8 protein-coding genes are annotated in these 13233 nt (G+C 69.5%); 6 read left to right on the forward strand and 2 right to left on the reverse strand.

Translation table 11 applies throughout. The features are described from left to right. From J7E87_RS26585 to cimA, 4 genes are all read left to right on the forward strand, one after another. A complete protein-coding gene (locus J7E87_RS26585) occupies window positions 1-1020 on the forward strand; it encodes an agmatine/peptidylarginine deiminase (protein WP_215097078.1) in 1020 nt (339 codons plus the stop codon). A 124-nt stretch (window positions 1021-1144) separates the two neighbouring features. Beyond that, window positions 1145-1747 (forward strand): TetR/AcrR family transcriptional regulator, encoded by a 603-nt coding sequence (locus tag J7E87_RS26590; protein ID WP_215097079.1) that lies wholly within the window; start codon window positions 1145-1147, stop codon window positions 1745-1747. Between the two features lie 80 nt (window positions 1748-1827). Continuing rightward, window positions 1828-3168 carry an MFS transporter gene (locus J7E87_RS26595; RefSeq protein ID WP_215097080.1) on the forward strand — a complete coding sequence of 447 codons (1341 nt, stop codon included), beginning with the start codon at window positions 1828-1830 and terminating at the stop codon, window positions 3166-3168. 772 nt (window positions 3169-3940) lie between these two features. Next, the gene (cimA, locus tag J7E87_RS26600) at window positions 3941-5539 is read left to right on the forward strand and encodes a citramalate synthase (RefSeq protein ID WP_215097081.1); all 1599 of its coding nucleotides are present in this window, start codon (window positions 3941-3943) and stop codon (window positions 5537-5539) included. A 13-nt stretch (window positions 5540-5552) separates the two neighbouring features. Here the strand turns inward: cimA and J7E87_RS26605 are convergent, their stop codons facing one another. Next, window positions 5553-7427 (reverse strand): ricin-type beta-trefoil lectin domain protein, encoded by a 1875-nt coding sequence (locus J7E87_RS26605; RefSeq protein WP_215097082.1) that lies wholly within the window; start codon window positions 7425-7427, stop codon window positions 5553-5555. 242 nt (window positions 7428-7669) lie between these two features. Between J7E87_RS26605 and J7E87_RS26610 the strand changes: the two genes are divergently transcribed. Further along, a complete protein-coding gene (locus tag J7E87_RS26610; protein ID WP_215097083.1) occupies window positions 7670-8650 on the forward strand; it encodes a LacI family DNA-binding transcriptional regulator in 981 nt (326 codons plus the stop codon). 35 nt (window positions 8651-8685) lie between these two features. Beyond that, a complete protein-coding gene (locus J7E87_RS26615; RefSeq protein WP_215097084.1) occupies window positions 8686-11754 on the forward strand; it encodes a glycoside hydrolase family 3 N-terminal domain-containing protein in 3069 nt (1022 codons plus the stop codon). A 257-nt stretch (window positions 11755-12011) separates the two neighbouring features. Here J7E87_RS26615 and J7E87_RS26620 read toward each other — a convergent pair whose 3' ends face one another. Then, entirely contained in the window at window positions 12012-12974 is a 963-nt protein-coding gene (locus tag J7E87_RS26620) for an alpha/beta hydrolase (RefSeq protein WP_215097085.1), read from the reverse strand. Between the last annotated feature and the right edge of the window lie 259 nt (window positions 12975-13233).

Here is a 13233-nt window from a genome sequence, read left to right on the forward strand (position 1 = left end):
ATGAGCTTCCGTATGCCGCCCGAGTGGGCCCCGCACGAGCGCACCTGGATGGCCTGGCCAGGACCCAACGCCACCTTCTCCGGAGACGACCTCGCCGAGTCCCGCAGGGCGTGGGCCTCGGTCGCCCATGCGGTACGCCGCTTCGAGCCGGTGACCATGGTCGTGGGGCCGGGCCAGGCGGAGGGCGCCCGCGCGCTCCTCGGCCCGGAAATCGCGCTGGTCGAGCGCGAGCTGGACGACGCGTGGATGCGCGACATCGGCCCCACGTTCGTCACCGACGGCAGCCGACTGGCCGCCGTGGACTGGGTGTTCAACGGCTGGGGCGCCCAGGCCTGGGCCACCTGGGAGCACGACGCGAAGATCGCCCGCCAGGTCGCGGACCTCGCCGGCGTCCCCGTCCACAGCTCGCCCCTGGTCAACGAGGGCGGCGGCATCCACGTCGACGGCGAGGGCACGGTGCTGCTCACCGAGACGGTGCAGCTCGGCCCCGAGCGCAACCCCGCCTGGACGAAGGCCGAAGTCGAGGCGGAGATCCACGCCAAGCTCGGCACGACGAAGGCGATCTGGCTCCGGCGCGGCCTGACGGCCGACTACCCGCCCCACGACTTCGGCACCCTGGGCCACGTCGACATCGTGGCGGCCTTCGCAGGCCCGGGCGTGATAGTCGCCCACATCCAGCCCGACCCCGCCCACCCCGACCATGAGCTCTGCAAGGAGAACGTGGCGCTGCTGCGGACCCAGAAGGACGCCAGCGGCCGCCGCATCGAGATCGTCGAGGTTCCGGCCCCGACGGTCGTGCGCGACGAGGACGGGCAGTGGGCCGACTACTCCTACATCAACCACTACGTCTGCAACGGCGGCGTGGTGCTGTGCGCCTTCGACGACCCGCGTGACGAGATCGCGGCCGGCATCTTCCGCCGTCTCCACCCCGGCCGCACGGTCACGCTGGTCGACGCCCGGACGATCTTCGCCGGGGGAGGGGGCATCCACTGCATCACCCAGCAGCAGCCGAGGGTCTGAAGGCGGTTCGGTGTGGCCGCGGGAGGTAGTGGCAGCCGGCGGCCGGCCGTATCGCCGAACGCGGCTGCACGATCAGGTAGAACGTACGAGTGAACGCACTGCCCCGTGATCCGGAGGCCGCCGTATGACGCCCGCCCCGCGCCGACGCAACACCGCGCCGCCCCGCGAGGAACTGCTCGCCGCGGCCATGGCCACCATCGCCGAGCGCGGGCTCGACGGGCTGACCATGGCAGGGCTCGGGCGCGAGGTGGGGATGAGCAGTGGGCATCTCCTCTACTACTTCCGGACCAAGGACGAGCTTCTGCTCCAGACCCTTGAATGGAGCGAAGGCCGCCTCGGCGCCGAGCGCAGCGCCCTTCTCTCCCAGCAGGCGCCCGTCGCCGAGCGGCTCGACGCGTACGTGGATCTGTACATCCCCGACGGCCCCCGCGACCCGCACTGGACCCTCTGGCTGGAGGTCTGGAACCGCTCCCAGAACGCCGACGCCGGTGCCCGCGCCCGCCAGTCCGCAATCGAGGGCGCCTGGCACCGGGATCTGGTCGCGCTGCTCGCCGAGGGCATCTCCCGCGGCGAGTTCCGTACGGTCGACCCCGACCGCTTCGCCGCCCGGCTGCGCGCGCTCCTGGACGGGTTCAGCGTCCATGTCGCGGTCGGGATACCCGGCACCGGACGGCCCCAAGTCCTCGCCCATGTGCGGGAGTTCCTCGACGAAGGCTTGCTTCCGTGAACGCAACGAACGCAAGTACTCCCGATCGTTGCGCCCCGCTGCCTTGATCACGCTGTGCCCCTCCGGCACGGTTTCCCCCCATGGGACGACAGCACTGGAAGAAGATCTGGGTCGGTTCGGCCGGCAACATGGTCGAGTGGTTCGACTGGTTCGTGTACGCGACCTTCGCGGTGTACTTCGCGGACTCGTTCTTCCCCAAGGGAAATGAGACCGCGAACCTCATGAACACCATGGGGATCTTCGCGGTCGGGTTCTTCATGCGGCCGGTCGGCGGCTGGCTGCTCGGCCGCGTCGGCGACCGCAAGGGCCGCAAGGCCGCGCTGACCATGACCGTCACCCTCATGTCGGCGTCCGCGATCCTCATCGCGATCGCGCCGACCTACGAGGTCGCGGGCTACGGCGGCGTCGCTGTCCTGCTGGTGGCCCGGCTGCTGCAGGGACTGTCGGTCGGCGGCGAATACGCCGCGAGCGCCACCTACCTCACCGAGGCGTCCGCACCCTCGAAGCGCGGCTTCGCTTCCAGCTTCCAGTACGTTTCGATGACCGCGGGCCAGCTCGTCGGCCTCGGACTGCAGATCATCCTGCAGCGCAACATGTCCGAGGCGGCGCTGCACAGCTGGGGCTGGCGCATCCCCTTCGTCATCGGCGCGCTGGGCGCGGCCATCGTCTTCTACCTGCGCCGGAACATGCTCGAGACCGAGGTGTACGAGGAGTCGGGCGCCGCGCGGGACGAGGACCGGGGCACGCTGAAGGCGCTGTGGGCGCACAGGCGCGAGGCGTTCCTGGTGATCGCCCTGACCATGGGCGGGACCGTCGCGTACTACACGTACACGACCTACCTCACCAAGTTCCTCGCCAAGAGTGCGGGCATGGAGAAGTCGACCGCTTCGCTGGTCAGCTTCTGCGCGCTGTTCGTATTCATGTGCCTGCAGCCGCTGGCGGGCGCGCTCTCCGACCGGATCGGCCGCCGCCCGCTGCTGATCGGCTTCGCGGTCGGCTCGACCTTCCTGACCGTGCCGATCATGACGATGCTCAAGCACGCGGGTTCCTTCTGGCCGGCGTTCGGCCTGGCGCTCCTCGCGCTGGTCGTCGTCACGGGCTACACGTCGATCAACGCGTGCGTGAAGGCGGAGCTGTTCCCGACGGGCATCCGGGCGCTGGGTGTGGCCTTTCCTTACGCGATTGCGAACGCCCTGTTCGGAGGCACGGCGGAGTATGTCGCGCTCTGGTTCAAGGAGGCGGGGGTGGAGTCGGGGTTCTACTGGTACGTGGCGGGGTGTGCGGCGGTGTCGCTGGTGGTGTACGTGACGATGCGCGAGACGCGCGACATCGACCTGAACCGGGTGAGCGCCCCCACCCCGCTCCTTCCCGCAACCGGGGCTCAGCCCCAGACCCCGGTCCTCGATCGCCGGACGGGCTGAGGCAGCGGGGTTCTGATCCGGGCCTGGGTCCTCGATCGCCGGACGGGCTGAGGCAGCGGGGCTCAGCCCCCGACCCTGGGTCCTCGATCGCTGGTCGGGCTGAAGCACCGGGGCTCCGCCCCGGACCCCGGTCCTCAATCGCCGGACGGCTGAAGATGCTCGCCGGACGGGCTTTGATTTTCTGCCGGAAGGACCTGAAGTTTCGGACCCCCTTCCGGGGCTGAAAATCAGCCCCGTGGGGGGTCTCCTGGACGGAGCCCGGGGGAGTTTGAGGCGCGTGGGTCTGGGGGCGGAGCCCCCGGCGGTACGGGGCGCTGGGGGCGGAGCCGCCCCGGCGGTACGGGGGGTCCGAGGGTGGCTCCGCCCCCGGCGGTACGGGGGGTCCGAGGGCGGCTCCGCCCCGGCGGTACGGAGGTCCGAGGGTGGCTCCGCCCCCCGCAGTACGGGGGGTCCGAGGGCGGAGCCGCCCCCGGCAGTACGGGGCGCCCGCATCGTGAGACCCGTGTCCACCCGCCGCAGGCGTATGGCAGACTGCGACCGTGCTTACGTTCGCCACGATTATGGGCAGCAGGCGCGCCGGTCCGCAGTGATCGCCTCGTACCACCACATACGACGCGTCCACCGTGCCTCAGACCCGCGCGCAGACCTCTCGCACCCGCGAGGGGTTTTTTCGTTTTAGGCCCCACCCCGGCCAGGAACGAGTCGCGCGAAGATGGGGGCAAGTGGAGCCAGCATTTCCGGAGCCACGAATCCGACAGGAGTCAATTCAGCCATGACCACGGAGACCGACGACAGCTTTCATGTCTTCGACACGACGCTCCGCGACGGAGCCCAGCGCGAGGGCATCAACCTCACCGTCGCGGACAAGCTGACCATCGCCCGGCACCTGGACGACTTCGGCGTGGGGTTCATCGAGGGCGGCTGGCCAGGCGCCAATCCGCGGGACACGGAGTTCTTCTCCCGTGCCCAGCAGGAGATCACCTTCAAGCACGCCCAGCTCGTCGCATTCGGCGCCACCCGCCGCCCGGGTGCCAAGGCCGCCGAGGACCCGCAGGTCAGAGCCCTCCTCGAATCGGGCGCCCCGGTGATCACACTGGTCGCCAAATCGCACGACCGGCATGTGGAGCTGGCCCTTCGGACCACGCTCGAGGAGAACTTGGAGATGGTCCGCGACACCGTCTCCTACCTGTGCGAACAGGGCCGCCGGGTGTTCGTGGACTGCGAGCACTTCTTCGACGGCTACCGCGCCAATCCTGAGTACGCCAAGTCCGTCGTGCGCACAGCGGCCGGCGCCGGCGCAGACGTCGTCGTGCTGTGCGACACCAATGGCGGGATGCTGCCCGCCCAGATCCAGGCCGTCGTCGCCACCGTCCTCGCCGACACCGGCGCGCGCCTGGGCATCCACGCCCAGGACGACACGGGCTGCGCCGTCGCCAACACGCTGGCCGCGGTCGACGCGGGCGCCACGCATGTCCAGTGCACCGCCAACGGCTACGGCGAGCGGGTCGGCAACGCCAACCTCTTCCCGGTCGTGGCCGCTCTGGAGCTCAAGTACGGCAAGAGGGTGCTCCCCGAGGGCGCGCTGGCCGAGATGACCCGGATCTCGCACGCGATCGCCGAGGTCGTCAACCTGACTCCTTCCACTCACCAGCCCTATGTGGGTGTATCCGCCTTCGCCCACAAGGCCGGACTGCATGCCTCCGCCATCAAGATCGACCCCGATCTGTACCAGCACATCGACCCCGAGCAGGTCGGCAACACCATGCGGATGCTGGTCTCCGACATGGCGGGCCGCGCCTCCATCGAGCTCAAGGGCAAGGAGCTCGGCATCGAGCTCGGCGGTGACCGCGAGCTCGTGGGCCGGGTCGTCGAGCGGGTCAAGGAGCGCGAGCTCAGGGGCTACACGTACGAGGCCGCCGACGCCTCCTTCGAGCTGCTGCTGCGCATGGAGGCCGAGGGCCGGCCCCGCAGTTACTTCCGTACGGAGTCCTGGCGGGCGATCGTCGAGGACCGCCCCGACGGCACCCACGCCAACGAAGCCACCGTGAAGCTGTGGGCCAAGGGCGAGCGCATCGTCGCCACCGCCGAGGGCAACGGCCCCGTCAACGCCCTGGACCGGGCAATGCGGGTCGGCCTGGAGAAGATCTACCCGCAGCTCGCCAAGCTGGAGCTGATCGACTACAAGGTCCGCATCCTCGAAGGCCGCCACGGCACCGAGTCCACCACTCGGGTGCTGATCACGACGGGCGACGGAGACGCCGATTGGGCCACCGTCGGCGTTGCCGACAATGTCATCGCCGCCTCCTGGCAGGCCCTGGAGGACGCGTACACCTACGGTCTGCTGCGCGCCGGCGTCGAACCGGCCGAGTAGCCGCCCACGCGGGTCAGGCCTGGAGCCGCCACTTCTGGTTGGCGGCTCCGGTGCAGGACCAGATCTGCGCACGCGCGCCGTTCGCCGACGAGTTGTCCGAGACGTCCAGGCACTTGTCGGCCGGGACGTTCACCAGATCCCCGGTGGACGCTTCGTGGCGCCACTGCTGCGCGCCCGAGCCATTGCACCCGTACAGCTGCACCTTCGCGCCGTTCGCCGTCGAACCGGCGGTCACGTCCAGGCACTTGCCGAGTGCCTGGACGGTGCCGTCCGCGCGGACCGTCCAGCGCTGGGCGGCGGAGCCGTTGCAGTCCCACAGCTGGACGGCCGTGCCGTCGGCGCTGGAGCCGCCCGCCACATCGAGGCACTTTCCGGCCAGGCCGACGAGGCTGCCCGTCGCGTCCGGGTCGCCGCCGGCTTGGGTGCCGGACCAGGTGAAGGTCGCGGACGTCTTGCCGGGCAGCGAGTAAGTGGCGTGCTGGCCGCGCCAGTTGACCGTGATGCTCTGCGCGGACGACGCGTCGTTGTACGCGATCAGCGCCTTCGATCCGTCGGGGTTGCGCCAGGCCACATTCGGCACTGCCGAGCTCGCCGTGGACGCGATCCGGTGGGCCCCCGGCTTCACGAACTTCGTGAGGTGGCCCATCGTGTAGTACTCGATCATGTAGTCCACCTGGCCGTGCCTGCCGTCGCCGTTGTGCACGGTGATCAGGCCGTCGCAGACCCCGCAGCCGCCGTTGTGCGGGCCGCGGTTCTGGTCGACCGCGAGGGACCATTTGGTCACCGACTTCGCCCAGTTACGGGTGTAGTCGATGATGTTCATCATGTCCTCGCGCTGCTGATTGGCGATCCAGGTGCCGCCCGAGTGCTCGGTCTGGAAGGCGTCCAGCTGCGGGTACTGGTTGTGGACCTCAGTCTGCTTGGAGACGTTGCCGCCGTAGCCGTGCCAGGCGATGCCGCCGAAGTTGGGGTGGCTGCGCACAGCCGCGTCGTTCACCGTCTGGGCGGCGTACGCGTCGTAGGTGTCCCAATTCCAGTCGTGCGCCATGACCTCGGTCGCCAGGCCCGCTCCCTGGAGCTTCGGCAGCAGCTCGCTCTTGGTGAAGTAGGCCAGCCCCGAAGCGTTCCAGCTCATCGACGGGTAGCTGTCGCAGCAGGTCGGCTCGTTCTGCGCGGTGACATAGTCGACCGGGACGCCCTGGTCGCGGTAGGCCTGCAGATACTTCACGAAGTAGTTCGCGTACGCGCCGTAGAACTCTGATTTCAGCCAGCCGCCGTTGAGCTGCCCGCTGTCCTTCATCCAGGCGGGCGCGGTCCACGGCGAGGCCATCGTGGTGAGAGCGGGGTTGAGCTGCTTGGCCTGCTTGGTCAGCGGCAGCACGTCGGCGAGATCGTGCGCGATGGAGAACTTCGACAGCGTCGGGTCACTCTGCCCGGCCGGGACGTCGTCGTACGTATAGCCGAAGCGGGCCAGGTCGGAGCCGCCCATCGGGTTGCGTACGAAGGACAGCCCGATCCCCTCGGTGGGGGAGAAGAGCTTCCTCATCGTGTCGTCGCGGGTCGCCTGGGACAGTGCGCCGCTGCCCTTCATCAGCCAGGCCGCGGTGTCGGTGAAGGACGCCCCGCCACCCGTGAAGGTCTGGAAGCGGGTGTTCTCGTCGACGGTGACATTGGCGCCGCTGCCGCCGGTGCCCGGCTGGAAGTTGACGGGTGTCTGCTGCTGGAGGCCGCGGGTGACGTGGCGGCCGCCGGTGTCGTCAGTCGTGGTCAGCCAGACGTTCACCTGCTCGCCCGCGGCCTGTGCCGTACCGGCCGATAAGCCGGTAAGTCCGGCGGCAGCCAGGGCCGATGCGAGCAGGATCCTGATCGTTCTCGTACGTCGTGCCATGGGCTGGGCCCTCTCTGGCAGAGGTGTGGGGGACGAGGCGTGAGTGAACTGCCGTTGGGTACGGCCGTCAAGGGTTTGCGCATTCAGAGCCTGAACGCACAACCCCCTCCATGCGCCGGGAACTTGGGGTTCTGGGGATCTCGGTGTGAAGTATTGACGACGGGGCGGAACGCCGATTGACTCGCGCGCACCACCGGTACCGGTTCCGGCACCGGTTCCGGAAGTCGATCCGAAGGGCTCCGATGCGTGTCACGATCGCTGATGTCGCACGTGAGGCGGGTGTCAGCAAGACAACCGTGTCCCGCGTCCTGAACACCAAGGGTGAAGTGGACGTCACGACGGCCGCGCGCGTTCGTGAAGTGATCGCAAGCCTCGGCTATGTGCCCAGCAGCGGTGCCGTCGGCCTGGCCCGCGGCAGCAGCCGTACGGTCGGCATGCTCACACCCCCGCTCAACTGGCCGTGGATGGGGGAGGTTCTGCAGGGAGTCGTCGACACCGTCGAGGCCGCCGGGTACGGGCTGCTGCTCTTCACCTGCAACCGCGGAGCCGAGTCCGTGGAGCACTTCACCAGCCAGGTCTCGGCCCGTGCCTTCGACGGACTGCTCCTGGTCGAGCCCGAGAACACCCTCGACACGATCACCGCCATGCACCGCAAGGGCCTCCCGGTCGTGTTGATCGACGACCGCGGCCATCACCCGGAGTTCCCGTCCGTCGCGACGACCAACCGCGAAGGCGGAGCGTCCGCAGCCCGCCATCTGCTCGCCGTGGGCCGCACCCGCCCCCTCGTCATCACCGGCCGTCGCCACTTCGGCTGCGTACGCGAGAGGCTGAGCGGTTTCCTCGAGGTCCTGCCGACCGGCCTTGTCGCCGAGGGGGACTTCACCGAGGCGTCCGGTCGGCTCGCGGTCGAACGGACCCTCGCCGCCGGCACGACTTTCGACTCGGTCTTCGCGCACAACGACCTCAGCGCGGTGGGCGCGCTGCGGGCGCTGCGCGCGGCGGGCCGGACCGTGCCGGACGACATCGCCGTGGTCGGTTTCGACGACATACCCATGGCCCAGCACACCGAGCCGCCGCTGACCACCGTGCGCCAGCCCATGCGGGAGATGGGTGAGACGGCGGCGCGGATGCTCCTGGCACACCTGGGCGGCACCCCCGCCCCCGACGAGCCCGTCGTTCTGCCCACCGAACTGATCGTCCGCCGTTCCGCACCCGCGTCGTGACCTCCGCAGTACCCGTCCGTACCGAAGGAGCCGCAATGCCACGCACCCGCCTGAGAACGAGAACTGGTACGGCGGTGCTCGCCGCCACCGCCGTACTCACAGGCCTGCTCGGCGGTGCCGCCTCCGGCGCCGCCGCCGACGACCCCGCGCCCGTCCTCGTGGACCGCTTCGAGGGTGAGATCCCCTTCGCGAACCCCCCGGCGGATGGCATCTTCACCTGGGGCAGTGACGCCGACGACCAGCCGAAACTGGAGCTCAAGGAGCGCGCTGACGCACCCGAGGGCAGCAAGGTCCTCGAAGGCGCCTACGACATCAGCGGCTGGGGCGGACTCACCCACGACTTCGCCTTCGACAAGCCCGCCCACGACTGGACCGCGCACAAGGGCATCCGCTTCTGGTGGTACGGCCAGAACACCGCACCCCTCCCGCCCGGTTCCGGCAAGCGCGTCAACTTCGAGCTCAAGGACGGCGGCGCCAACGGCGAGGCCTCCGAGCTGTGGACCACGTCCTTCACCGACGACTGGGAGGGCTGGCATCTCGTCGAGATCCCCTTCGCCGACTTCCAGTACCGCGCGGACTACCAGCCGGTCGGCGGCATCGACCAGGTCCTCGGCCTGAACGAGATGTGGGGGTACGCCCTCACCCTGCCGCCCGGCGCGCCCGGCAAGTTCGCCATGGACGGCGTGGAGCTGTATGGAAAGGCCGACCCGGCACTGAAGGCGAAGGTTCTCTCCGCCGCCGTGTACCCGGTCGACGAGGGCGGCACCGCCCAGGTGAAGATCTCCGTCGCCACCACAGGCTCGGGCCCGGTCGACGAGCCCGTGACCGTCGCGTACACGACCGAGGGCGGCACCGCCGAGCCGGGCAGGGACTACGAGCCTGTCTCCGGCACGGTCACCTTCCCGGCCGGTACGGCCTCCGGCACCTCAAAGATCGTCGCCGTCGCCACTACGAAGGACCGCACGGCCGAGTCCGCCGAGACGATCCCGCTGAGGCTCACTGTCACCGGCGCGAAGCCCCCTGCCGAGACCCCGCAGGTCGTCGTGGACGCCCACGGCCTGCCGTACCTCGACGCCAGGCTCCCGGTGAAGAAGCGCGTCGCCGACCTTCTCTCCCGGATGTCCCTCGCCGAGAAGGCCGGCCAGATGACCCAGGCCGAGCGCAACGCGCTCAAGTCCCAAGGTGACATCGCGAGTTACGCCCTCGGCTCGCTGCTCTCGGGCGGCGGCTCGGTCCCCACTCCCAACGCCCCCGAAGCGTGGGCGAAGATGGTCGACGCCTACCAACTGCGTGCCCAGGCAACCCGGTTCCAGATCCCGTTGATCTACGGCGTGGACGCGGTGCACGGCCACAACAACGTCATCGGGTCGACGATCATGCCGCACAACATCGGCATCGGAGCCACCCGCGACCCGGCCGTGGCCCAGAAGACCGGCGCGGTGACCGCCAAGGAGGTACGCGCCACCGGCATCCCGTGGGACTTCGCCCCCTGCCTCTGCGTCACCCACGACGAGCGCTGGGGCCGCTCCTACGAGGCATTCGGCGAGGACCCGGCCCTGGTCACCGCGATGGAGACGGTGATCCGAGGCATGCAGGGTTCCCCGTCCGGCAAGGACCTCGACCGCAACGACAAGGTGCTGACCAGCGCCAAGCACTTCGTCGGCGACGGCGGCACGGAATTCGGGTCGTCCTCCGCCGGCTCGTACACGATCGACCAGGGCATCACCAAGGTCACCCGGCAGGAGCTGGAAGCGGTACACCTCGCGCCGTTCGCCGAAGCCGTCAAACGCGGCGCCGGCACGGTCATGCCCTCGTACTCCTCGCTGGACATCCTCGGGGACGCCGAGGGCCCGGTGAAGATGCACGCCAACGCGGCCATGATCAACGGTGTGCTGAAGGACCGGATGGGCTTCAAGGGCTTCGTGATCAGCGACTGGCAGGCCATCGACCAGATCCCCGGCGACTACCCGAGCGACGTCCGTACGGCGATCAACGCCGGTCTCGACATGATCATGGTTCCGACGGCCTACCCGGACTTCCACAGGACTCTGCAGGACGAGGTGAAGGCGAGCCGCATCAGCGAGGCCCGGATCGACGACGCGGTCTCCCGGATCCTGACCCAGAAGTTCGCCTTGGGCCTCTTCGAGAAGCCGTACGCGGACACCTCCAACCTGTCGAAGATCGGCTCGGCCGAGCATCGCGCGGTCGCCCGCGAGGCAGCCGCCAAGTCCCAGGTCCTGCTGAAGAACGACAGCGCGGTACTGCCGCTCAAGCCGTCCCAGAAGGTGTACGTCGCTGGGTCCAACGCCGACGACCTCGGCAACCAGGCGGGCGGCTGGACCATCAGTTGGCAGGGCTCGTCCGGAAAGATCACGACCGGCACGACCGTCCTGGAAGGCATGAAGAAGGCCGCCCCCGACGCGGCCCTCACCTACTCCAAGGACGCGTCCGCGCCCACCGACGGCCATGACGTCGGCGTGGTCGTGGTCGGCGAGACCCCGTACGCCGAGGGCTTCGGCGACGTCGGCAACGGCCATGACCTGGAGCTGACCGCCGCGGACAAGGCAGCCGTCGACAAGGTCTGCGCCGCGATGAAGTGCGCGGTGCTGATCGTCTCCGGCCGCCCGCAGCTCATCGGCGACCGCCTCGGCGACATCGACGCGCTCGTCGCCTCCTGGCTGCCGGGCACGGAGGGCGACGGTGTGGCCGACGTCCTCTACGGCAAGCGCGCCTTCACCGGACAGCTCCCTGTCACCTGGCCGAGGTCCGAGGCCCAGCTGCCGGTCAACGTCGGGGACAAGGCGTATGACCCGCAGTACCCGTACGGCTGGGGCCTGACCACGCTGAGCAGGCCGCCGTCGGGCGGCGAACACACCCTCAGGGCGATCGCCCTCGCGGCGAAGCTCCTGGAGGCGACGGGCCGGGCGGACTCCCCGGAGGCGAGGGCGCTGGTCTCGCAGGCGCGGCTGATGGTCCAGGCGAAGATCGGCCAGCACGTGACGGCGGCGTCGGCGAAGCCGTTCGCGCAGGCGGATCACTTGCTGCTGGGGGGTGACGTGACGGGAGCGGTGGCGAGCCTGACGGTGGCGTACAGGCTGGCTTAGTGGTCCGGTTGGGAAGTCCTTCGGGGGTTGATCAGGCTGCCGCCGCGACGGAGGATTCTTCCTGGCGATCGGCGGTGTGCCGGTCGTGCCTTTACTGATCGTGGCCAGCGGCGGGTACTTGCCCTGGGGCCTGCGGGTGCGCGGACGTCCGAGCGCCGACTTGTCACCGGCCGATGGCCCCCCGCGTCGGCTCCCGGAGGCCGACGCAGGGAGGGACTTCGGGTAGTTGCTCTGCTCGTTCTCGGTTGGACCTGACGCTAGCCGGTTCCGAGGGCGTCGCGCAGGAGAGAGACGGCCTGGTCGACGGCTGCTCGCGTGGCTTTGGACTGGCTGAGCGAGTTGATCATCATGAAGTCGTGCACCGTGCCGTCGTAGCGCACCGTGGTGACCGGGACGCCGGCGGCGCGCAGCTTGGCGGCGTACGCCTCGCCCTCGTCGCGCAGCACGTCGGCCTCGTCGACGATCAGCAGGGTGGGCGGCAGGTCGGTGAGCTGCTCGGTGGTGGCGTGGTTGGGAGAGGCGGTGATCTCCGCGCGCTGCTTCGCGTCGGTGATGTAGGCGTCCCAGAACCACTCCATCGCCTTGCGGCTGAGGTAGTAGCCGGTGTCGAACTGGTCGTAGGACTTGGTGTCCATGGCCGCGTCCGTGACCGGGTAGTACATCGACTGCTGCACGAACGTGACGTCACCGCGTTCCTTGGCCATCAGGGCGAGCGCGGCGGTCATGTTCCCGCCGACCGAGTCGCCGGCCACCGCCATGCGCCGGGCGTCCAGGTTCTTGGACGCTCCCTCGCGCGTGATCCACTGTGCGGTGGCGTAGCCCTGCTCGATGGCCACGGGGTAGTGGGCCTCCGGTGAGCGGGTGTACTCCACGAAGGCCACCGCCGCGCGGGCACCGACCGCAAACTCCCGCACCAGGCGATCATGGGTGGCGGCGTTGCCCAGCACCCAGCCGCCGCCGTGCATGTACAGCACGACGGGCAGCGTTCCGGTGACGCCCTTCGGTTTGACGATGCGCACCCGCACGTCGCCCACGGAGGCCGGCACGGTGATCCACTCCTCGTCGACCGGCAGCTTGTCGATCGGCGCGACTTGCAGGTCGTCGAGGACCTTGCGCGCTTCGGTCGGCTTCAGCTCGTACAGGAACGGATGGTTCGAGGTCGCGTCGGCCAGTTCCTGCGCCGGGCGCTCCAGGATGATCGAGGCAGATTGAGCAGCCATGACAATGCTCCCCAGTGCTGAGATGCATGGTGAAGAGGGGTGGGCGCGTGATGCCCGCCCTGGGGCGTCGGCGCCCCCGCAAACCCGGGCTCTGGGCCGAGCCCCTGGTCAAGCCCTCGATGGGGCAATACGCCCATCGTAGTCGCGCGCCTTGCGCCCCTCGACTGGGGACGCTGGCCGGCGAGGTTCGGAATACCGGCCGGCGACGGCGATTGGGGCGCGGGGCCGGGGCGGAGCCCCAGGGCCTGGGCCTTTCCGT

The organism is Streptomyces sp. ISL-1 (assembly GCF_018614585.1).
Taxonomy (GTDB): Bacteria; Actinomycetota; Actinomycetes; order Streptomycetales; family Streptomycetaceae; genus Streptomyces; species Streptomyces maoxianensis.